At 64.8% G+C, this 22,388-nt stretch carries 18 protein-coding genes and 3 pseudogenes; 5 read left to right on the top strand and 16 right to left on the bottom strand.

Features of this window, described 5'->3' with window-relative positions:
* Positions 1-37: 37 nt before the first annotated feature.
* Positions 38-1,405: a lipase family protein gene (locus LWC34_RS47920; RefSeq protein ID WP_233732379.1), complete on the top strand. Its 1,368-nt coding sequence runs from the start codon at positions 38-40 to the stop codon at positions 1,403-1,405.
* 87 nt (positions 1,406-1,492) lie between these two features.
* Here the strand turns inward: LWC34_RS47920 and LWC34_RS47915 are convergent, their stop codons facing one another.
* Entirely contained in the window at positions 1,493-5,803 is a 4,311-nt protein-coding gene (locus tag LWC34_RS47915; RefSeq protein WP_233732373.1) for a GDSL-type esterase/lipase family protein, read from the bottom strand.
* Positions 5,804-5,958: 155 nt separating this feature from the next.
* On the opposite strand from LWC34_RS47915, the gene LWC34_RS57565 reads away from it, so the two are divergent.
* The gene (locus LWC34_RS57565; RefSeq protein WP_308200257.1) at positions 5,959-6,648 is read left to right on the top strand and encodes a GntR family transcriptional regulator; all 690 of its coding nucleotides are present in this window, start codon (positions 5,959-5,961) and stop codon (positions 6,646-6,648) included.
* On the opposite strand, the pseudogene LWC34_RS47900 reads toward LWC34_RS57565, so the two are convergent.
* The 11 genes and pseudogenes from LWC34_RS47900 to LWC34_RS47855 all read right to left on the bottom strand — a co-directional run bounded on the left by LWC34_RS47900 (position 6,645) and on the right by LWC34_RS47855 (position 16,226).
* Positions 6,645-7,364 (bottom strand): annotated as a pseudogene (locus LWC34_RS47900) (aldehyde ferredoxin oxidoreductase C-terminal domain-containing protein). The gene LWC34_RS57565 and the pseudogene LWC34_RS47900 overlap by 4 nt on opposite strands.
* An 8-nt stretch (positions 7,365-7,372) precedes the next feature.
* Positions 7,373-8,752, bottom strand: coding sequence for a UDP-N-acetylmuramoyl-L-alanine--D-glutamate ligase (gene murD, locus LWC34_RS47895; protein WP_233734109.1), 1,380 nt, complete (start codon positions 8,750-8,752; stop codon positions 7,373-7,375).
* A 74-nt stretch (positions 8,753-8,826) separates the two neighbouring features.
* Positions 8,827-9,477 (bottom strand): beta/alpha barrel domain-containing protein, encoded by a 651-nt coding sequence (locus tag LWC34_RS47890; RefSeq protein WP_233732364.1) that lies wholly within the window; start codon positions 9,475-9,477, stop codon positions 8,827-8,829.
* The gene (gene murC / locus LWC34_RS47885) at positions 9,474-10,874 is read right to left on the bottom strand and encodes a UDP-N-acetylmuramate--L-alanine ligase (RefSeq protein WP_308200294.1); all 1,401 of its coding nucleotides are present in this window, start codon (positions 10,872-10,874) and stop codon (positions 9,474-9,476) included. The genes LWC34_RS47890 and murC overlap by 4 nt, the downstream gene beginning before the upstream one ends.
* A gap of 539 nt (positions 10,875-11,413) precedes the next feature.
* Positions 11,414-11,683, bottom strand: a complete 270-nt coding sequence (locus LWC34_RS47880) for a hypothetical protein (protein ID WP_233732361.1) — start codon at positions 11,681-11,683, stop codon at positions 11,414-11,416.
* A gap of 77 nt (positions 11,684-11,760) precedes the next feature.
* Positions 11,761-12,147 (bottom strand): annotated as a pseudogene (locus tag LWC34_RS59210) (site-specific integrase); the annotation flags it as partial.
* Positions 12,148-12,455: 308 nt separating this feature from the next.
* The gene (locus tag LWC34_RS47875) at positions 12,456-12,980 is read right to left on the bottom strand and encodes a hypothetical protein (RefSeq protein WP_233732358.1); all 525 of its coding nucleotides are present in this window, start codon (positions 12,978-12,980) and stop codon (positions 12,456-12,458) included.
* A gap of 127 nt (positions 12,981-13,107) precedes the next feature.
* Positions 13,108-13,311, bottom strand: a complete 204-nt coding sequence (locus LWC34_RS47870; protein ID WP_233732355.1) for a hypothetical protein — start codon at positions 13,309-13,311, stop codon at positions 13,108-13,110.
* A 356-nt stretch (positions 13,312-13,667) separates the two neighbouring features.
* Complete coding sequence (locus tag LWC34_RS47865) at positions 13,668-15,281, bottom strand: hypothetical protein (RefSeq protein WP_233732352.1); 1,614 nt, start codon at positions 15,279-15,281, stop codon at positions 13,668-13,670.
* Between the two features lie 41 nt (positions 15,282-15,322).
* A pseudogene (locus LWC34_RS47860) lies at positions 15,323-16,047 on the bottom strand (aldehyde ferredoxin oxidoreductase N-terminal domain-containing protein).
* Positions 16,044-16,226 (bottom strand): hypothetical protein, encoded by a 183-nt coding sequence (locus LWC34_RS47855; RefSeq protein ID WP_233732350.1) that lies wholly within the window; start codon positions 16,224-16,226, stop codon positions 16,044-16,046. The pseudogene LWC34_RS47860 and the gene LWC34_RS47855 overlap by 4 nt, the downstream one beginning before the upstream one ends.
* 453 nt (positions 16,227-16,679) lie before the next feature.
* Between LWC34_RS47855 and LWC34_RS47850 the strand changes: the two genes are divergently transcribed.
* Complete coding sequence (locus LWC34_RS47850) at positions 16,680-17,507, top strand: hypothetical protein (protein WP_233732347.1); 828 nt, start codon at positions 16,680-16,682, stop codon at positions 17,505-17,507.
* Positions 17,508-17,545: 38 nt separating this feature from the next.
* Here LWC34_RS47850 and LWC34_RS47845 read toward each other — a convergent pair whose 3' ends face one another.
* Both LWC34_RS47845 and LWC34_RS47840 read right to left on the bottom strand, forming a co-directional pair.
* Positions 17,546-18,298, bottom strand: a complete 753-nt coding sequence (locus LWC34_RS47845; protein ID WP_233732345.1) for an ABC transporter permease — start codon at positions 18,296-18,298, stop codon at positions 17,546-17,548.
* Positions 18,295-19,272, bottom strand: coding sequence for an ATP-binding cassette domain-containing protein (locus tag LWC34_RS47840; protein ID WP_233734106.1), 978 nt, complete (start codon positions 19,270-19,272; stop codon positions 18,295-18,297). Before LWC34_RS47840 ends, LWC34_RS47845 begins: the two co-directional genes overlap by 4 nt.
* A gap of 74 nt (positions 19,273-19,346) precedes the next feature.
* Here LWC34_RS47840 and LWC34_RS47835 point away from each other — a divergent pair, with 74 nt between their 5' ends.
* The gene (locus LWC34_RS47835) at positions 19,347-20,309 is read left to right on the top strand and encodes a helix-turn-helix transcriptional regulator (RefSeq protein ID WP_233732343.1); all 963 of its coding nucleotides are present in this window, start codon (positions 19,347-19,349) and stop codon (positions 20,307-20,309) included.
* An 18-nt stretch (positions 20,310-20,327) separates the two neighbouring features.
* A complete protein-coding gene (locus tag LWC34_RS47830) occupies positions 20,328-21,362 on the top strand; it encodes a DNA polymerase IV (RefSeq protein ID WP_233732341.1) in 1,035 nt (344 codons plus the stop codon).
* A gap of 40 nt (positions 21,363-21,402) precedes the next feature.
* On the opposite strand, the gene LWC34_RS58450 is transcribed toward LWC34_RS47830, so the two are convergent.
* On the bottom strand, positions 21,403-21,981 hold the full coding sequence (locus LWC34_RS58450; protein ID WP_233732339.1) for a TetR/AcrR family transcriptional regulator: 579 nt from the start codon (positions 21,979-21,981) through the stop codon (positions 21,403-21,405).
* Positions 21,982-22,013: 32 nt separating this feature from the next.
* Entirely contained in the window at positions 22,014-22,373 is a 360-nt protein-coding gene (locus LWC34_RS47820; protein ID WP_233732336.1) for an ArsR/SmtB family transcription factor, read from the bottom strand.
* Between the last annotated feature and the right edge of the window lie 15 nt (positions 22,374-22,388).

The following is a 22,388-nucleotide window of genomic DNA, read 5'->3' as shown; positions in this document are numbered from 1 at the left end:
AGAGGTCTTTTCAGATCTACTGAGAGGGTGACCGGCAATGACAACGACGTTCACCGGTGCACGGAGAGGCAGGGTCGCCGCACTGGTCAGCGCCACGCTGTTGACCGCGTTGACGACCATGGCGGTCGGCACTTCGTCGGCCGCCGCGGCCCCGCCTCCACCGCAGAGCGACCCGTTCTACCAGCCGCCAAGCGGCTATGAATCGACCGCACCGGGCACCGTCCTGCGTTCCCGGTCGGTCTCCATCGCAGCGTTTGGCGCTTTGCCGCAAAAGGTTCAGGCGTGGCAGCTTCTCTACCGAACCACGGACCAGAAGAACAATCCGCAGGCAACCGTGACGACAGTCTTGTTGCCGTGGGGCGCTCGACCGTCAGCGACAAGGCCGCTGTTGTCGTATCAAGTAGCCGAGGACAGCGCGGCGCCGCAATGCGCGATCTCCTACCAATTGCGACAGGGCGCAGGAAACGACAACATCGTCGCCCAGGCGGAGATCTTGCTCATCAACGCGGCCGTGCAGCAGGGATGGGCGGTCTCGGTCCCGGACTACGAGGGCCCGCGCAGCGCGTACGTCGCCGGAAAGCAGGCCGGTCAGGCAACACTGGACGGCATCCGGGCCGCGAAGAACTTCACCCCATTGGGTTTGGGGCCGCAGACGAACATCGGACTCTGGGGTTACTCGGGTGGCGCGCTGGCGTCTGGGTGGGCCGCCGAACTGCAGCCGAGCTACGCGCCCGAGTTGACCATCAAGGGCATCGCGGAGGGCGGCTTGCCGGTCAGCCCGAAGAACGTGCTGCTCGGAGCGAACCGCGGGCCATTCGCCGGAATCGCGATGAGCGGTATCGCCGGATTGAGCCACGCGTATCCAGAACTGGCCGAGTTCATGGACACGTATCTGACGGCCGAGGGGAAAGCCGCGTTCGCGAAGGCGCGGACACAGTGCAATCACGCGAACGCGGGCGAGTTCGCGTTCAAGGATCTGTTCAAGTACTTCAGCATTCCGGATCCGCTGAGCCGTCCGGTGCCACAGAAGGTCCTCGCCGAAGTCACGATGGGGCAGCACAATCCGACGGCGCCCGTGTTCGTGTACCACTCCGTCAATGACGAACTGGTGCCGAGCGTGGACACGGACGCGGTGGTCAAGAAGTACTGCGCGGGCGGGAGCCGGGTGACGTATCAACGCGATATCGTCAGCGAACACATCGCTTTGGTCATCACGGGTGCGCCGGACGCGCTGAACTGGTTGAAGGACCGCCTTGGCGGGCAGCCGGTTTCAAACGGGTGCAGCACGAAGACCGTGATTTCGTCGATCGCGACGCCGAAAGCGCTGGCGACCTTCGGGATCGTGATCATCAACAACTTGCTCTCGTTGCTCGGCAAGCCGGTCGGCCCTGCGGACATGATCTGAGGTCCGGTTAATAATCCACAGTTGCAGCAAACGAAAATCGGCCCGTGGGATCTGCGCGCAGGTACGACGGGCCGATTTTCCCTGGGGTTACAACTTGCTCAGGTCGACAGCCGCAGCAAGCGCCGCGTTCCCGGCGTCCGACGGGTGCAGGTGGTCGCCCGCGTCAAACTCCGGCTTGATCTTCAACGGGTCGGCCGGGTCCTGAATGGCCTTGTCGAAGTCCACCACCGCGTCGAACACGCCGCTGGTGCGCACGAACTCGTTGATGCCCTGCCTGGTCGCTTCCAACTGGTCGTCGTATCCGCCCCAACCCTTGATGGGGGTGACCGTCGCGCCGATCACCTTGATTCCCTTGGCGTGCATGCGCGCCACGAACTCGCGGTACCCCGCGGCGAACAGGGCGGGATCCTTCGTGCGCGGGTCGTGGATCATGTCGTTGATGCCCTGCAACAAGATCACCGTCCGCACGCCGGTGCGGTTGATGATGTCGTCGTCGATCCTGGCGATTCCGGCACGGCCCCATGCGGGGTCCTCACCGTCACGCATCAGCCGGTTCGCCGACAGACCGGAATTGACGATGCCGAACTCCTTCGTCCGGTCGGCCAGGTAGTCCGGCCAGCGGTGGTTGGAGTTGGTGGTCGTGTACCCGCCGTCGGTGATCGAGTCGCCGAACGCCAGCACCGTCCCCTTCGCACCGGAACCTCGGACATCGACCTCTTCGACGTAGAGCCACGATCCCATCTCGCGGGTGAATCGGGCGCCGGACTCCTCCAGCGTGTAGTCCTCCCCCGGCTCGGTCAGCCAGGAGATCTGGTTCGCCGATGGGTGATAGGTCGCCGGCCCTTGCGCGCCACGCGGCGTGTACGTGGTGACCAAGAGGTCCGTGTCGGCCGGGATCGCCATCGCCACCGGGTCGCTGACCACTTCGCCACCGGCTGGGATCGTGACCGATTTGCGGCCCGCGAACGTCAACTGCCGCATCGTTCCAGATATCGCATCCGATCTTCCGGTTTCGCTCCGAATGGCCACAGATGTCGTCCGCAACTCCAGCGGTCCGGTGCCGAACCGGTTGGAGAACCGAATCCGTGCTTCGGTCCCGCCGACGCTCGTGTGCACGATGTTGCGCAACGCGCAGTCCGGAAAGCCGCTACTCGCCCAGGTCGCCGGGCCGCCCTGAGCCGCTCCCCAGGTGCCTACCCAGTCCTCGGCGGCTGGCTGCGCACCGAAGACCTCGACCTCGGCCAGCGACAGGTAGTTGCGGCCCGCCAACTGGACCATCACATAGCGCCCCGGCACGTTCGGCTTGAGCGTTGTCACGACGGGTGCCCGTCCGGTCTGGTGCGCCGACCACACTCCGGGTTTCGCGGCTTGCTGCGCCGGGGTTAGCGACGTGTCGAACGGCGTCGCGGACACGAAAACCCAGAAGTCGTCGAGACGTTCCGGGCAGCAATCGACACGGTTCCACACGTTGACCTGGCTCAGCTGGCTCGTCACCCCGAGGTCGACCTGCCACCACGCGTGGTCCTGAATCTCGGTGTGGCTGACCGAGTTGTTGTTCCACGTGCCGTTGCTGTCGCCGTCGACGACGCGCGCGGCTGGGCCGCCCCACGCGTCCGCTGACTGCGTGGCGATCTTGCCTTGCGCCAGGTTCGGCTTGCCGCCGAGTGCGACGGCGAAAATGTGCATCGCCGGAACGTCCGGTCCTATTTCAGATCCGATATTGGGTAGCCGGACGCTCTTCACCGTCTTCGACGCGTCCAGCTGCACCCCGGCGTAGAAGATGTGCACCGGACGGTCATCCCGCCCGTTCGGCCCGTTGCGGTACGGCGTCGTGATCGCCGGGAACACCCCTGCTGGCAAGTCACCTGCCCAGTTCGGGCTGCCGATCGTGTACTCCTGTGTCGAGCCGTCGGTGTAGTTGACCGTTCCCCTACCGGATGTTGGATATGTGCTCGTCAGCAGGAAGCCCAAAGTGGACGACGAGCCGTACACGCCGACCGTCTGACCGGCGGCCAAAGTGTTGCTCGGCGAACCGGGCGACGCGGTGGGCCACGCAAAGGTGACGCCATGCGTGCGCACCGGTGCGCCAGGGGTAACTCCACGAACGGCCAACGCCTCAGCGGAGTAGCTGTAGCCGAAACCGTCCACATTGCCCGCTCGGGTGTTGCCATCCGACGTAATGCCCGCGTTGCTGAACGTGGTGCTCAGGCTTCGGCACAAAGTCGCGTTCGCGTCCACGTCCGCGGCGCTCGTCCCGGACTTGGTCGTGACCGTCACTGCGCCGCCCGACGAACCGCGCGGCAGTTTGACGCTCAAGTAGTTCGACGAAATGAACGTGACGGGCTCTACCGGCCGTCCGCCAAGAGACACACGCGCCCGGTCGGTAAACCCGGATCCCGAGATCAGGATGTCGTCCGTGCAGGTCGGGCTGACCAGCGCGACCTTGGGCGCCGTGCGCGTCGTCAGATCGCGGAACTCCGGCCGCAAACCAGCGGCAGCCAATATCGTATTGGATATATCCCTGGCCTGCGGGTTCTGCGCGACCAGCTTGTTGCCGCCGAGGTCCTCGACGCCGACCGGCGCCGGTGCGCACGGGAACGAGTTCATCGTGCCGACGCGATAGTTGTCCTTGCGTCGCATGTGTCCAGTGGTCGAGCAGCCACCGTTGAACCCACCGTTGTCGTTGTACTGGACGTTGCCGGTGACGGTGACGTAGTCGCCGCCTTCATCGTTGTAGATGCTGTTGGCGGTCTTCAGTCCGCTGAAGTTGACGTTGCCGCGAATAGTGAGGCCATGCTCGTAGCTGCGTCCCTGCGGGCCGTTGGTGTAGACGGCGCCGCCGTCCCAGCGAACGAGCATATTGCGGTAGACCAGGTTGTACGAGATGTCGTTGTCCGCGTTGATATTCGGGTTCTCGTCGGGAAACGCCGAGTTCGTTCGCCAACCACCCCAGCCCGAGGAGATCCCTGAATACGGGACATCGGTGATCTCGTTGTGGGTGATCGAGGTCTTGCGGGAGTACCCGTTCACGATCGCGGGCGCGCCCGTGAAGTCGACGCCAGTGTGGTGCACGTAGTTGCTGTCGATCGTGTTGCCGGTCGCGATCTCGTAATCGTTCTTCGGCAACGGATCGTCGACCGCGCCAAGCAGGATGCCGATGCCCGATACGTCGGTAACCACGTTGCCCTGCACCAAGTTGTTTTGCACGCCGTGCTGGAAGCCGAGTCCAGCGCCGCCGAGGTGCTGGAAGGTGTTGCGGACGAACTTGACGTTGCGGGTCCCCACCAAGTCGACCGCCGCGGAGGGACGAGTCCACGACGCGAACGGGCAAGTGCCCTTGGGCTCGGAGTAACTGCACAGCCCCTGGGACTTCGACGCGCCGACGCCGGTCAGCGTGAAGTTGGCCTGCATCTCAACGAAACCCTCGTCGCTGCTGGGCTGCAGCCAGGTCGCGTACGCGAACTCCAGCCCTTCGAAGGACACGTCGTGCAGCGGCTTGGCCGCGGTGGTCGACGTACCGACCAACCGCTCGAGCTTGGCGGCCACGAAACGCTTCTTGCGGACATCCTCGTTTTCGTGTGGGAAATAGAAAATACGATCCGCGGCTTCGTCCAGGTACCACTCGCCTTCGCTGAGCAACTCGTAGGCGTTCTCGACGCGGGTTGGCACAGCGTCAGACGGGTACGAAGGGAATCCGCCGTGGGGGTTGTCGCCGTACGGACCGCGCGGTTCGATGGGCAACTTCATGTTGTCCCAGCACGGCTGGTCCATTGTGATCGCCGTTCCCGCGATCGACTTCACACCACAGCGCGGCTCGCTCCACGAGCCGTGCCCGTCGCCTAGGACGAACTCGATGTTGTCCGGGTTGCGCCAGGAGGCAAGCGAGTCATTCGATGCGGTGAATCCGGTCGGCGTCTGGGTCAGACCGACTGGCAGCGAACCGGTCGCGCGCGGCAAGCGCACGCCGTCGGCGTACAACTGGCGAGTCACCAAGTCGCGCGGCACCTTGGCGCTCCAGAGGTTCCCTGATTTCGTCCATCCGTCGACGGGGATGCCACCACTGATGACCGCTGGCTTGCCGGGCAGCGCCCACCACCGGATCTGGTAACCATTACGACCGGAGTCCGCTTCGGTGAAGGTAAGCGGCGCGTTGAGCTGGTACGTACCACCGGCAAGGGTGACAACGATGTCAGAGCGCATACGGGGTGCTAATTCACGCACATTGACCTGGGCCTGCGTCAGCGAGCAGGGCCGTTGATACGTGCATCTGTCACCCGAACCGTTGGACGCGGCAAACACCATCGGCGGCGATGCACCACTAGGGTCCGCCACAGCCGGTGTCGCGGAGAGCAACGCCAACGCGGCCCCCAGGACAGCCGTGATCCACTTCGACGTCATCGTCGCTCCTCGGTGCAGGGATGTGCGGTAGGATCAGATATCAGATACGAAACCTGAATCTTCATACCGTGCGGATTGATCATCGTCAACGGCTGTTCGGCAGCTGCTGCGCCAGGAGATTCAGCAGAAGCCGACTGATTTGGGGAGGATCCACAGTGGCCTCGGTACCCGTGCCGCGGTTGACCCCGCCGCCACGAACCATGCTGCGTGACACCGTCTACGAGTCCATCAAACAGATGCTGATGGACCACGACCTGGCGCCCGGAGCGAGGCTGTCGATCGACGGCATCGCAAGGGAACTCGACGTCTCGCCGACGCCCGTGCGCGAAGCTATGACCAAGCTGGAATCCGACGGCCTCGTCGCGAAACGACCGCACGCGGGCTACGTCGTCGCGCCACTGATGGACGAGATGAGCCTCGCGCACCTCGTCGAGATGCGGATCCTTCTCGAACCGCCCGCCGCCAAGCTCGCGACGGTGTACGCGACCGAAGAACAGATCGCGGAAATGCGCGCTGTGCTCGAAACCATGACCGTCCACCCGGCAGGCGAGAACTACGAGGGATATCGGGACTTCGCCATCCGCGACGCGCACCTGCACCGGCTGATCGCCGAGGCGTCCGGCAATCCGCTCATCGTCGACGCGCTCACTCGCCTGCACGCCCACACTCACAGCTACCGCCTCTACTTCAAGGTCGGCATTGCCGAGGAGACGAACCAGGAACACCAACAGATAGTCGAGGCCATCGCCGCCCGCAACGCCGATGCGGCAGGGGAGGCGATGATTCGCCACATCAAGGCTTCCAACGATCGCCTCGCAGCGGTATACAAGGAACTGCAAGCCTAACCAGGCGGCCATCCGAGCAACTCCCGCAATCGTTCGACGGCGTCGGTGAACGCCCGCCGGTCCAGCACGGCGCCCTTCAGCCGTCCACTGTCGACAGCCAACGTGAAGAAACGGTCAGGTAAAGTGTCGTCTGCCGAAGTCAGCCCTTCACGCCGGTTGTACTGCCGCATCAGGAAAAGCCTTTCCCTGCCAGCGGCACGAATTCCGGCAGGAGTGACATTTCGCCCAGTGACGGCCGAAACGAGTTCCGCCGCCGAGGCTTCGCTCAGATTGCGCGTGGGCGGCGCGGCGAACAAGCAGATACCTAGTGCGTCGTAACCGCTCCACAGCTGCATCAAATTGGCTACCAGCCGCACCTTCGCTTCGCTCAACGAATCCATCGGCGGCCCTTCGGCGGGACAATCCGGCGCGTTCGCGATGAATAGTTCGTTCCCCTATTCGGGGTCGAAGTCGATGTCGTGCTCCACTGCGTCGTAGCGTGGGCCCAATGGGTGCACCGCGAACGCCAACGCAAGCCCTTGATTGCCACGTGGATCGAACACGGGCATCTCGATCCCTTTGCAATACAATGCGAAGCGCCCGGTCATGGGTCCAAAGACGCGGGTTGCCCTGGCGACACCGTCGGCGAGGAGCGCTCCTTCACCCGCACGCCAGACGACGTCTTCGGCGAGGCGAACAAGCGCTTGCGCGTCTTCGAAGTCGGGGCCGCCCGACAACTCTTGGGCTACGAAGATTTCCGATTTCGGCTTGGCCCGGATAATGCCAGAACGGCATCGCGGAACATCTCGCCACGCTGCGCATAGTTTGCGAACATGTCCCGCGATGCTGCTGCAGGTGCTAGCAGCACCACGTCGCCGGGTTGTGCCATTGTGCTGGCCGCTCGCACTGCGGCAGTCATATCTCTATCGTTTCCCGCGTCGAATATCCGCACTGGGGTGTCGGGTGCGTATCGTGCCAAGGCTGTCGCGAACATGTCTCGATCCGCCCCGATCAGCACTGCTCCGCGCAGCCGGTAAGCGGTCTGCGCGACCAGGGCGTCCACCGATGTGCCTTTTAGCTGACCGCCGGCCAGCCAGACTACATGCTCGTGAGCTCGCAGGGAGACCAACGCTGCGTGCGGATTGGTTGCCTTGGAGTCATCGATGTACCGCACACCGTCGACCTCGGCGACCACCTCTGCACGGTGCGCTGCTGGCCGGAACGTTGCCAGGCCCTCGCGCACAGCCTGGGCCGGCACGCCGTAGGCGCGGGCAAGTGCGGCGGCGGCGAGCGCGTCGGCCCACCCGGCAGGACCACGTGGGCGGATTTCGGCGGCCTCGGCAAGTTGCTCATCCACACCGAAGGCACGATCCACCAGCACGCCGTCGCATATACCGAGTTGTCCCGGTGCGGGCTCGGCGAGCGTGAACCCGACCTTCCGGCCAGCGGGTGCCTGGGCCAGTAGACCAGCCACCGCGTCATCGTCGACTCCGCCGACGGCGATGGCACCGGTCAGCGCACGCGCTTTGGCCGCAGTGTAGGCGGCCATGTCGCCGTGCCAATCCAGGTGATCCTCGGCCAGGTTGAGCAGCGCGCCGACCGCTGGCCGCACTGAGGGCGACCAATGCAACTGGTGACTGGACAGTTCCACCGCCAGCACTCGATACCCGGCGCCGAGCACCTCCACTACCGGCAGCCCGATGTTGCCGCACGCAATCGAGTCCACCCCGGCAGTCCGCAGGATCGCTTCCAGCATGCCTACAGTGGTGGTCTTGCCGTTGGTGCCAGTGACCACCAACCACGTCGGCGGGTCAGCTAGTTCGGCCGCCATACGCCAGGCCAGTTCGACCTCACCGATCGTCTCGATCCCGCGCGCAGCAGCAGCGACGAATAGCTGGCTGTCGAGCCGCCAGCCCGTGCTGGTGACCACCAAGTCGGTATTCTCCGGCGGTTCGGTGAGCCCGACGGCAAGCGTGACACCAGGGACGTCCGCGAGGACGGTGAGCCGGTCGGCGACATCGTCGGTAACGGTGACCCGGGCACCGGCTGCGCCCAGGACACGGGCGACCGAACAGCCCGTGATCCCCGCACCGGCCACCAGTACCGTCCGCTCGGCCACCTCCAGGGCTTCCGTCGGACTCTCCGCTGGTCCGGCGATGCGCTCTGTAGAGGTAACCGCATGTAAGCGGGGCTCCTGTTTCACGGCTCCCTCCTTACAATATCGCCGATCATGCTTCCACCGAGCAGGACCACTTCGGCTCCCGCCTCGGCCAGAGTGACCGTCGTGGGAGGCAGCAACGCCGCTGCCCTGGCCTGGGCTGCAGGGTCGGTGAAGTCGAGATAGACCGCCCGCGCGCCCAGCTCGGCCGCGAGCCGTGCGCCACGTTCATCGTGCACTTCCACCAGCGGTGTCATGCTCAACCGCAGGGCCAGCCCATACAGTTCGGCCAGCCGTTCGGAGGTCAGGGCGGCATGCACCAGTGAGATCGCGTCCGCGCCGTAGGCCCTGGCTTCCAACAGCTGGTACTCGCAGAAGACGAGGTCCCGTCGCAGGACCGGTACCTCCACTGCGGCGCGGACCGCAGCAAGATCCTCACGGCTGCCGTGATACCAACGCTTTTCGGTCACCACGCTGACAGCGGCACAGCCTCTGCTGACACAGCGCACCGCCTGATCCGGCCGCCGTACTTCGTACACCACAGGGGTAGAAGCTGACCGGCATGCGACCGGAAAGTCCCGGACAGATGCCGCGTCGGCCGCGAGGCTGCGCCTCAACTCGGTCGAGGACTGAGCCCGCCGATCCTCCCAGCTGGTCCTCGCCTGTCCAGCCCTGTTCCACCAACACGTCATTGGTACCCTCCCGGCCCACGCACGCGAAGGGCGTCGAGCACCTGGTCGGCCATGACCGACATCGGGGCCGCCCCGAGAGTGACGACCAAGTCGCCGGGGCGCGCCCGGCGTGCCACTTCCCCGAGCGTGTCGGACCAGTCACCAGTGAATGCCTTCGCCTCGGCTGCGAGGGGGACTGCTTGTGCCAGTTCAGCTCCGTGGTGACCTCGTTCGTTGGCCGCGGTACGGTCGAACACCTCCATGACGATCGCTTGGTCAGCCAGGGCGAGCGCCGCAGCCAACTCGGCCTGAAAGTGCTGGGTCCGGAAGGTGCCACAGGGTTGGCACACAGCGATCAGCTGGCCGCTGCCCGCCACGTGACGCAGTGTGCGCAGAGAGGCGGCCAGCGCCGCGTGGTGGCCGGCGTAATCGTCGTAAACCCTCACACCACCAGCGACGCCCTTGAGCTCGAACCTCCTGCCCACACCCGGGTAGGTCCGCAAGCCCTCCATCGCTTTCTCCGCGGAGAGGCCCAACCGGGCGGCGGTCAACAACGCGGCGGCTGAGTTGAGACCGAGGTGCGTGCCGGGAACCGGCACGGTGACCTCGCCCAACGGTGTGCCGTCGAGATCTGCGCGGTAGCGAGTTCTGGTCGCTGATGACGACAGGCCCGACACCCGCAGGTCCGCGTCCTCACGCTGCCCATAGGTGTACACGGTCAACCCCTCCGTCCGTGCGAGCATGGTCAGCGCGCGACAGTGCGGGTCGTCGGCACTAGTCACTACGAAACCGTCCGGCTGGACCTGACCGCAGAACTGGAGGAACGCAGCCTGCAGGCCGGCCATGTCGCCGTAGGTATCCAGGTGGTCGGAGTCGATATTGGTCACGACCGCAGCGTGCGGGGTGTATTGGAGAAACGACCGATCGCTCTCGTCGGCTTCGGCCACGAACAGATCGCTTCGCCCGTGCGCGGCCGACCCGCGACCGACCAAGTCGCCACCGATCACGAAGGACAGATCGATCCCGCTGTACCGCAGCGCGGTGACCAACATGCCAGTGGTACTGGTCTTGCCGTGTGTCCCCGTGACGGCAACACTCCGATAGCCGGTCATGACGGCCGCGAGCGCTTCGGCGCGGTGCAGCACGCGCAAGCCGCGCCGCCTGGCAGCGACAAGTTCTACATGATCGTCAGGAATGGCCGTGGAGTACACCACGGTATCCGCATCGTCCACAGCAGACTCGCCGTGACTCGAACGGACAACGCAGCCCAATGCACGCAGACGCGCCACCGATGGCCAGTCGCATCGTTCACTACCGGACACCGAGAAACCCCTACGCAGCAGTATCTCCGTGAGGCCGCTCATCCCCACCCCGCCGCACCCGACAACATGGACGCGCCCAAGATCCGCCGCTGTCACCGTGCGTACGTTCACTTTAATTCCCTCCTTTGACAGCCGCACCTCGCCGCAGTTACGGATCCGCACCTATATCTCGATCACCTGTGCCACCACCCCTCGCTGCGCCCATCCCCAGCGCTTCAACAGCCGGAAACGGACAACACCACCGGGAAATCACCGCCGCGAACGGCATCACCCAGGCCGACGGAGCGAACTCAATCCACCTTGGACCCAAACGCCTCGACGACGATGGCGAGGGCACGTACTGAGTCTCGCGACATCTTCCGCGTCGGCGCGCAATACCGAGACTCCTGCACGACTGTCTCCGATACGTCCTGACAATGTCGCAGTTCTGCATCATCGACGAAGGTCAAGCGCCGACCTGCCCGCGGCACGAACAGCGATCCAGCCGTCCCCACGAACGTAGGCCCGGCAGCGCGGCGGCGTGCGACCAACTCGTCGCGTTCGATATCGACGTAATGGTGTAAATCGCGCAGGACCCTGCCGCGACACGAACAACGTCCGGGGCCGACTGCGCTAGGTGATCGTCCCCGGGAGATTCAAGTTTCCGGTCGGACGCCACGCCGCCAGCGGCCCCACCTCACCGACCAGAAGGCTGGCCCCTCCCGCAACCGCATCCCGGTGCACACCAACAGGTCAGCGAAGACCCCGTTGCGCTCGCCCGTGCCGACCACGCCAACTCGGATCCGGCGAGCCGTCGGGCAGCTGCCCCGCAACCACACGTCCCGCCACACCAGGTAGTCCTCGTAGGCCAGGAACCGCAGCCGCCCGGTCCCGTCCTCGACCTCACGCTCGGCGTTGAAATGCACCGCGCCAGCCCGCGGGGCGTCAGCACCGTCTTCTCCACCATGCGGAACGGCTGAGCGTCGATCAGCTGCTCGTGCATCGCCCACTTGACCCACTTGTCCAGCGCCACGATGAACCTGTTCCACGTCGACGCGGACACCGTGAAGCCCTTCGTCCGCCGCCGCGCCCGCTTGTAGGCGCGCAGATCATCCTGTTCAGCGTCCCAAATGGACCGCCCGCCACGGTGCTCGTGGAGGAAACGACCGAACAGCATCAAATCCCGCGCGTACGCCTCCTTCGAGTGCTCCGAACGCACACCCCACCCCTCCAACTCGCGCACGAACCGATTCAACTCCAGGTCGTACGAACCGTCAGGGCCGAGCACGAACGGCAGCCCGTCACCCACACCAGCACGACGCAGCACCTGGGCTTCATCACCGCCAAGTCCCGGCGCGCCAAGCGCCCTGATCGGTGACGTCTTGTACATGAGCAAAGTCGAGATCCTCCAGAAAAGGGCACACGGCGCACGCGCCGAGCCGACGGGGGTTACGGATTCCTGCGACAGCAGAGAGGTGCCACCATAACCGTTGAATCGGCAGCCATGCCGTACGACCAAACGCAGGGCAGCAGAACGGTTTTCATGGACTCGCTGCGCGTCTGTGTTGTGTCGACGTGCGGGGAGGCGTCAGGTGCGCTCCTTTCCATGTCATCCTCCATGGTTGATTTATGCTTCTGTTAAGGGAAAGTCCGGTCAGCATGGGTGTGGTCAGGCCGGCGGGCCGGGAACCGTGATGGTCAGGCTCCGGCGTATTTGCACTGGACGATCTCGCCGTCGTGTTCACCGGTGCAGGTGACGTCGGTGAGAGCTCGGTCCTTGACGGTCAGCTTGCGGCGCACGGTTGCTTCGAGTTCGTCGATTGTGGAGCCTCCAAGGTGATGCTCACTGGGCTCGACGAACATTGGTTGTTCTGGGAACGCAGCGGTCCACATGCGCAGGCGCAGGTACTGGCCGGCGGCCTCTGACCTCAGCGGAGTCCGGAGGCTGATCTGGCAGCACATGCAGCACACCTCTGCGGCCGTGCCCGGCCGTGTGTCCGCGCTGTTGGCCAGACGTTCCAAGATCTCGCGGCAGTGGGATCGGTACACGAACTCCGTGGCCATGAGGTTGTGTGTTGCCTGAAGCAAAGGAAAGCTGTGGTACCGAACGTCACGCTCGGTGGGGTGTCGCTCCATTGCTTGGCGGTTCTCGTGCGCGGCCCACTTCAGTCCGCGCGAGATGCCTTCGAGGAGGTGCTTCACCTCGTGCCACAGGTCCAGCACGGTGTTGTTGTTGGCTGTTTCGGGTATGACAAAACCCCTTTCTTTGATAGTTGATGCGACTTCGGGGTTCGGCTCCAGAGCAGAAGTTTGAAGGCGCAGGTTCCGCATGAGTGGCTAGCCGGGCCTGTCACTGAGCGGGCTTCAGGCAGCGTGGTTGGTGCTGGTCGTCGGAGACCGTCACCGTGTCGGCCTGCTCCGCAGCCGTAATGATGTCCGCCATGGACATATCGTTGCGAAACCGGTGACCGATCTCGGTTTCCAGTTCAGCGTACTCGGCGGCCAGTTCCGGGCGCAGTTGCGCGGCGCGCACGAGATCCTTGCGGCTCGTCAACACACACAGCGAGCACGACAGGCAGCTCATACCCTGGTCGCGTGCCGGGTGATATGGGACACCCGATGCGCGAATGCGTTGCTATACCTGGGTTTCGGTCCAGTCGTGAATCGGCAGCCAGGTATCGATGGCGCGACGGCCAGTGCTGGCGGCCTCGTCGCGACACAGTCGCGACTTCTTCAGCCGTGCCCGCGATTCCTCGGCACGGAGGCCCATACAATTCAGCACGTGAGCCGGACGGCCCAGATCGCCAAGCTCGGTGACGAGTTTCCTTGCTGGGCCTCGCTTTTGATCCGATGTGCTTATCTGCACCTAGTGATCTTTGGTCGCAGGCTTCTTCACATCCGTGTCAAGTTTCAGGCTGCGGGTGTGAGCCGGGCCCGGTCGGCATAGCCGTCCACGTGGCGGTCAAGTATGCGTAGGGCCTGGCGTAATTCGGGCGGGGCCTGGGGTTGGTCGGCAGCGGTGAGCGGAACGAGCAGCCGGTTGTAGATCTTGGTGTAGAACACGGCGATGCGCAGGCCGTCCTCGGTGAGGACATAGCGGTTGCTGTGTGGCAGGCGGCGGATGAGCCCGGCCAGGCGCAGCCGGCGCAGGTCGTAGGTCATCTGTCCGGGGCGGTAGTCGCTGCCGAGCAGCCCGGCGATCAAGACACGCAGGTTCTTGTTGGTGAAGCCGGTTGCCGCGAGCAGGGTGTGACACAGCGCGCCGGTCAGGGCCATGACCCGAGGATCACCGAACCGCAGGGCCGGGGTCCTGCGCCCCTCCGCGTCCACGGAGGGGTGCGCGATCCGCTCAAAGGCTGGACTCGCAAGGACGCAACCCTGACCGACACGTTCAGCATCCAGGATTCGCTGGTTGCAGGCACGCGCCTTCGTCGAGAGTTCCTCCAGATTGGGCAGCCGGGCATTGCAGCCCAGATCCCGTGGGGCGTTGACGACCGTCTCGATGCGCATCGCCCGGCCGTCTTTGAGGTACTGCTTGATCCGGGAGTGCTTGGAGAACACGTTCACCAGCACCCCGCCGTTGTCCCGGCGGTCGATCGCGGTGCGAAACGTCCCCTGGGTGTCGCGCCGGATACGCCGGTTGAAGATGATCTCGATGTTGTGCGGGCGACCGAGATCGAGGTTGTCGGCGATGAGCGCCTCGAAGAACCCGCGGGCATGCCGGGGTGCGTCGAACACGATCGTGCGGGAGGTCTCGATCTGCCGCATCGAGGTCTCCCACCAGTACCCGGCGTCCCGATCGGTGGTGGTGAACGGCAGTGGCAGCCGCGCGAACCAGCGTTGCAGGAAGACATTGATCACGCCGGGGCCGAGCCGGTCACAGATCGCTTGCAGCACCACCGGATCGTCGGTGGCCGCGAAGCCGTTGGACAGTGCGGTGAACCCGATCCCGGCCCGCTCGGCCTGACATTCGGCCCACTCATGCCCGTTGAGCCATACCTTGGCCGGATAAGGAAAGTAGGTACACACCTTGATGAACGCCGGACCGAAATCGATGTCCCACAGGTAAAAGTAGTAACAGGACACCCGCCGGCCGGCCTTGGTGAACCACCACTGCACCGCCCCGACCGGGCTTTGGCGCTCGTAGGCGGTCCAGACTCGCTGGAACTCCTGTGCCACCCCGATCGCCGCGACACCGGACCGGCCAGTCGCGGCCTGACGGTCCAGGTGCGGACGCATCAACTCCAACTTGCCACCCACGTCGTTCTTGCCGAACTTCACCCACGGGATGTCGTTGGCCTCGGCGAAATCCGACACCGCACGACGGAACCGGTCACCCAACTGCTTGAACAACGCCGGAGACGGGAACGGATACCCCAAGTGACCCGACAGGAACGCCACCACCTGCGCACTGGTCTGCAACTTCGGCACGTAGGCATTGAGATAGATCCGGTCCAGACACTGGATGTCCAACGCGACATGCCCGTCGAGCACATCGTTGACCGTCACCACATGCGCGCTCATAACCCGCCTCCATCACCACAACTACGGAGGTGAGGATGCTCCTACCCGCAGCGGCTATACCAGACCAGCCACCCGCTCGACGGTCCGAGGCGAGGCCTCACTACGCCTTCGGCAGGCCACGTGCCAAAACCGGGTGGCTCGAGTTGGCTTCGTGTCAACGGATTGGTCGTGACGCGCGCCATGTAGTCGTTGGTGACATCGGGGTTGACGATCGGGCGCTCGTCGTCGTTGACGATGGCGACCGCCTTACAACGCTTCGCGCCGAATATCGCGCCCATCCGCGCTGCGGGGTATCCGCGATCGGTGACCAGGCTCGCGAACCGGACGAGGTTCTCTCCCGCCGGGCCGATCGCGGCCACGTGCGTTTTCGGACCGTGCCGGGCCGCAAGCAGATCGGTCGCCTTACTGGTGGTGAGGCCCCAGAGATCCGCGGCGTCGATCACCTTTGCCTGACCGTTTCGATCAGGACGTAACAGGGCCGAGCGGCCCGACCCGTCAGCACGATGCCGTCGAAACCGGTGTGGCCGAGCGCAGGCCCGAATGGTCCCTCCACTCTGGACTCCGCGACTCCGCCCGATTGGGGTGATTTCGCGGTCAGGGTGAAGCGGGGCATGGCCAACGCGCGGTGTCCGATGCCGAACACGATTGGTTGAGCTGGATGGTAAGCCGACACCTTTGGGTGTGTTTCCTCAAGCAGCAGACGAACTCCGAGTGAGCCGTCGGTTGTCGTGGACAGCCCACCCGTCAGGTCGACGCGAAGGATCATGTCGGCGCGTCCGCGTGAATCAGGCCCATCACCTTGCGGCCGACCGAGTCGTAGACGTGGTCGTTCGCGACTTCGCCGCACACATGGAAGCCGCACATCACCGCGATGCGATCCGCCAGGGTGACCATCTCAACGAGGTCGCTTGTGATCAGCAGAACCGCATGGCCGTACGCAGCCAACTACCAGATCAGTTCTGTCAACGGGTCTGACACAGAGGCAGAGAGGGCGGGAGTCAAGAGGCGGCGCGGTTGCCAACAACGCGGCGAACGCCCGGACACGCGAAGCGCAAACGGCGAGACGCCCGAAGGAGAGCACGAAACCGCATTTCAAGACGCGCAAATCGCGCGGCCGAACTGAGACATGGGGACCACAGGTCGAGGCTGGCAAACACATGAGGATGCGCAAGCGCCGACATTCAGGACCGCAGTTTGAGCGCCAGTTGCATCTGGCGAGGACAGCAACGGCGCCGCAGCCCTCGACTACCAGTCCGACTCCACAGCCGCGGACCATGACAGAATGCGGGGTATATCCGATATCTGATATCGGATACCTGGTTCCAAATCGGCCAAGGGTTCACCAACTGTCGGGACAGAGCGTTACAAGTTGGCGTCGGTCCGGTATGTTGCGCGACCATGGGCGCGCCGAAACCGGGGACACGTTACGAGTGGGATGACCTGCCCGACGACGTAGTCGCTGCCGTCGCCGAGCGCACCGGACCAGTCGGCCGCGTGATGTGCTCGCCCGAGGGATACAGCTGTCAACTGGCCGCGACCCTCGACACCGCGAGCGGCCGGATTTTCGTCAAAGGCATGCGGCTGGATCACCAGGAACGGTGGACGCAGGACGTCGAAGCCGCGATCGGCCCGCACCTCGCTCCCCTGGCGCCGAGCGTTCGCTGGCGAATCGTGGCGGGCGGCTGGGATCTGATCGGGTTCGACCACATCGCCGGACGTGCCGCCGATTACGGCCCAAGTTCGCGAGATTTGCCGTTGATCGTCGACGGCATCACGGCGATGGGACGGCTTGCGTGCCCCGACGGCGTCAAGCTCAAGACGGCGCGAGCGCGGTGGTGCCGGTTTCTGGACGATCCGTCTGATGCCGCGGCGTTCGTTGGTGACGCGCTGGTGCATTCGGATATGAACCCGAGCAACTTCTTGCTCACCGACGCCAACGGCGTGCACGTGGTGGACTGGCCGTGGGCGACGCGCGGCGCGGCGTGGCTCGACGCGGCGTGCTGGGTGGTGTGGCTTGTCTACAGCGGACACCCACCGCACGTCGCGGAGCAGTGGGCGGCCAAAGTGCCGAGTTGGGCGCTGGCAAGTCCCGAGGCGATAGACCTTTTCGCGGTCGCGCAGACGCGGTATTGGCAGGCCAAAGTGGACGCGCACACGAACCGGATGACAATGGCGCTGCGCAGCGCCGCTTCCCGGTGGGCGCTGCATCGCGGAATGTGGTCATGAGAAAGCGCGCCTGACCCCCAGGACAGGCGCGTTTTCCATCAGGCCTTGCGCATCGCGCGGGTACCGACGAGCAGACCGACGACCGCGACAACCACCGCGGCGACCAAACCGGCCAGCACCGTTCCCGACGCGATGGTTCCGTTGAACAGCAGGCGTTCCGCTTGGACCACGTAGGTCAGCGGGTTGAACTTCGCCATGGTCTGCAGCCATTCCGGTCCGTTGTCGATGGGCAGCATCATCCCGGCCAGCAGCAACAGCGGGAACAACAATGTCTGCTGCACGCCCCAGAACATCCACTCCTGGTCCTTCGACGCCAACGCCAAGGTGTACGACAGCGCACCGAGGCCGACGCAGAAGATCGCCAAGATCACCAAGCCGATCAAGGCTCCCGCGATATTCAGCGTGAATCCGAACGGGATCGTCACCAGCACGAGCAGCGTCGTCTGCGCCAGCATCGGCACGATCTCCTTCAGCGCCCGGCCGATGATCAGCGCGGGCCTGCGCAACGGCGAGACCAGCATTCGTTCGTGCGAACCGGTTTGCATCTCATACAGCAGGTTCGAGCCGGTTGCCGAGGCGCCGAACAGGCACGACATCACGACAATGCCGGGCACGAACCACTGCAGCGACGAGTCTCCTGGTAGCAATGGCGCGAACAGGGCCAGGAAGAACAGCGGCTGGACCATCGTGAAGATCACCGAGAACGGGTTGCGCAGCACCGGCCGCAACTCACGGGCGAACACCGTGAAAACGTCGGTGACGAGGCTGGTCTTCATGGTCATGGTGGTCATGCCTTGTTCTCCTTCACAGAAACGTCTTCACGCAGGCTGCGGCCGGTCAGGGTGAGGAACACGTCGTCGAGCGTCGGCCGGGTGACCTCGATGCTGGCAACGTCGATCAACGCGTCGTCGAGGCTGCGCAGCAGTTTTGGCGCGATCTGCGCGCCACCGTCCACTTCGAGCAGAACCTGAGTACCGAATTGGGTCACGGTCGCGCCTTCGGCTATGCCGAGTGCGTGGTGCTTGGTCACACGATGGGCCTGCTCGGCGTTGTCGAACGTCAAGGTGATGCGGTCGCTGGCGTGCTCGGCTTTGAGTCGCGCGGGTGTGTCGTCGGCGATCACGCGGCCGTGGTCGATCACGATCACCCGCTCGGCCAACGAGTCGGCCTCGTCGAGGTAGTGCGTGGTCAGCACGATCGTCGTGCCGTGGTCGGCACGCAGGCGCTGAATGTGTTCCTGCAGGTTCGCGCGGTTCTGCGGGTCGAGACCGGTCGACGGTTCGTCGAGGAACAGCAACGCAGGCGCGTGGATCAGGCCCATCGCGATGTCGAGCCTACGGCGCTGACCACCGGATAGGTTGGACACCACGCGATCGGCGACCGCGGCCAGGTCCAGCGACTCGATCAGCTCGGCCGCTCGGGCTCGCGCCGCGGAAGCGCTCATGCCGTACGCGCGGCCTTGGCTGACCAGTTCGTCACGGCCGCGCTGGGTGTGCCCGGCGCCGTTGCCCTGGCCGATGTACCCGATCCGGCTGCGCACGCCGCGCTGCTCGGTCGCGACGTCGAAACCCGCCACCCGCGCGGTGCCCGACGTGGGCGCCAGCAGCGTGGTGAGCATCCGCAGGGTGGTTGACTTGCCCGCGCCGTTCGGCCCGAGCAGCGCCACCATCTCTCCGGTCTCGACGCGCAGGTCGAGCCCTTTGACGGCCTCGACCGTCTCGTTGCGAACGGCGAAGTGCCTGGTCAGTCCGCTTGTCTCGATCATCGCTTCGGTCATGGGGACAACGCTAGAATCCATTCAGGTCAGTTTCTGACCGCAACGGATGGGAATCTGAATCCATGGCGAACACAAGTGCACGGATGCTGCGACTGCTGTCCCTGTTGCAGACCCATCGGTTCTGGCCGGGCAGCGAACTGGCTGACCGGCTCGAGGTCAGTCAACGAACACTCAGACGCGACGTCGACCGGTTGCGGGAGCTGGGTTACCCAGTCGACGCCAACCGGGGCGTCGCGGGTGGATACCAACTTCAGTCAGGCGCGGCCATGCCGCCGTTGCTGCTCGACGACGAAGAAGCGGTGGCGATCGCGGTCGGATTGCGGACAGCCGCGGGCGGCGCGGTCGACGGCATCGAAGAGACGTCCATGCGGGCGTTGACCAAGGTTATCCAGGTGATGCCGCCACGGCTGCGGCGCAGGGTCGAGGCGCTGCGCAGCTATACCGTGCCGACGTTCTGGGGCGGGGCCAACACGAACGCGACCGTCGACGCGATGTCGTTGACGGTGATCGCGTCGTCCTGCCGTGATGACGAACGTCTGCGATTCGGCTACACCACGTATGACGGCGACGAGTCCAAGCGGCACGTCGAACCGCATCGGCTGGTTTCGTTGGGGCGCCGGTGGTACCTGGTCGCGTGGGATGTGGAACGGCACGACTGGCGAACGTTCCGAGCCGATCGGATGGTCGACCCGAAACCGACCGGTGCGCGGTTCCGGCAACGCGACCTGCCGGGCGGCGACGCGGGTGCGTTCGTCCGCGATCGATTGAACCAGCGGCCGACGCAGTACGAGGCGATCTTCGAAATCAAGGCTCCGGCCAGCACGGTCAAGGAAAACGTGGCGCATTGGGGAACCGTCGAGCCGATCACCGACGAGACATGCCGCTTGATCATGAAGGTCGACTCGTTCGAGTGGCCGACGATGGTCGTCGGCGTGATCGGCGCCGAGTTCGAGGTGGTCCAGCCGCCAGAACTGAAGGACTACGTCCGCGCGATGGGCCAGCTGTTCCTGCGGCACGCGGGGTGATCACGCGATACTGACCGCATGCCCATGGCTGACTGGGTACTGCACGTCGATCTCGACCAGTTCCTCGCGGCGGTCGAGATCGCGCGCCACCCTGAACTGAAGGGCAAGCCGGTCGTGGTCGGCGGGACGGGCGACCCGACGCAACGCGGAGTCGTGGCCACGGCGTCCTACGAGGCCAGGGAGTTCGGCGTGCATTCGGGGATGCCGTTGCGGACGGCTGCCAAAAAGTGCCCGGACGCGATCTTCCTGCCCAGTGACGCTCCCGCGTATGAAGAAGTGTCCGAACGCGTGATGGCCACATTGCGCGAGTTTCCCGTGATCGTCGAGGTCATCGGCTGGGATGAAGCGTTCGTCGGCGCGCGCACCGAGGATCCGGAATTGCTGGCGGCTGACATTCGCGAGGCGGTCTCGGCGAAGACCGGCATGTCGTGCTCGGTCGGCATCGGCGACAACAAGTTGCGCGCGAAGATCGCCACCGGTTTCGCGAAGCCAGCCGGCGTTTACCGGCTGACCAGGGACAACTGGGTGGCCGTGATGGCCAAACGGCCGGTGGACGCGCTGTGGGGCATCGGTCCGAAGACGACCAAGAAGCTGCTCGAACTGGGGTTGGAAACGGTCGAACAGTTGGCGCGTTCGGATCCGGACACGTTGGCCAAACGGTTCGGGCCGAACATGGGCCCGTGGTACCGGACGCTCGCGTTGGGCGCCGGTGACCCGAATGTCGAAGCGACGCCGTACGTGGCCAAGTCGCGCAGCCGCGAAGTGACGTTCCAGGAGAACATCAGCGACTACGCCAATATCAGATCTGAAATATCCTATCTGGCGAAACGCGTCGCCCAAGATGTCGCCGACGAGGGCCGCCCGGCGGCGCGCGTCGCGGTGAAGGTTAGATTCGCGCCGTTCCTGACGTACACGCGCAGCATTACGCTGCCGTCGCCAAGTAGTGAACCGGCGGAGATCGAACGTGCCGCACTTGAGGTGCTCGACTTGTTCGAATTGCGCAAACCGGTGCGCCTGCTGGGTGTCCGGGCCGAGTTCCCGGTCGCCGACTAAAATCGGATCTGATATCGGAACGGGTCAGCGGTCAAAGCCGTCACTGCTTCAGGACCGTGTTCAGCAACGTCATCGTGGTCTCGGCGGCACCGATGGTCTGCAGGGTCTCCGGCAGCACAATGAAGCTGAACAGGGTTCCGACGTAGATCACCCGCAGCAGGTGGATCTGTTCGTCGGTCGATTCGAGACCGTCGGCGCGGTGCGCGTCGTGCACGAGTTGCACGCCGGTCGTGAACGTCTCGACCAGAGTCGCGTGCAGCTCAGGCCGCCTTGTGCCCTCCAGCAGAAGTTCCATCATCGCGCGGTACCGGTCCTTGTGGACGGTCACCGACTCGTCGAGGACCTGCGCGAGGATCTCCATGAGCGCGACGCGGTCGAGTTCGCCTTCGCGTTTGGCGCGCAACTCCTCGATCCACGCGAAGTGCAGATGGACGAGGCGTTTTACGGTCGCTTCGAGCAACGCGTCCCGTGACCGGAAGTAGTTCGACGTCGTGCCGCGGGGCACTGCGGCCGTTTCGTCAACCGATCGATGCGACAGCCCATGGCTGCCTTCACTTGCGACGATCGCGATGGCGGCGTCCGCGAGGGCATCGCGGCGCTGCTGGTTGACCGGTGGCACGGCGGTACCTCCCTGGAACGGCTGCCGGGAGTCTAGTTGTCGGCCTGACGTTGCCTGTCGTCCGCAACGCGGCGTTCGCGTTTGCCGCGCGCGAGCTCGGTGCCCAGCGCGTCGAGGCGTTGGGTCCAGAACCGTCGATAACGGTCGAGCCAGACGTCGATCTGCTTCAGCGGTTCCGGATCCACCGAGTAGAGCCGTCGAGTGCCGTCCGGGCGGACGGTCGCGAAGCCGTTGTCCCTGAGCACTCGCAAATGCTGGGAGACGCCCGGCTGCGAGATGCCGAACTCCTCCTGCACGACCGCGCTGATCTCACCGGCGGCCCGTTCCCCGTCGGCGAGCAGCTCGAGGATCCGGCGCCGCACCGGGTCTCCGAGCACATCGAACGCATGCATGCCGTCCATTAAAAC

Source organism: Kibdelosporangium philippinense, assembly GCF_021390435.2.
Taxonomy (GTDB): domain Bacteria; phylum Actinomycetota; class Actinomycetes; order Mycobacteriales; family Pseudonocardiaceae; genus Kibdelosporangium; species Kibdelosporangium philippinense.
Note: the sequence above shows the minus strand (reverse complement) of the source record. Positions and strands in the feature narration are given on the sequence as shown.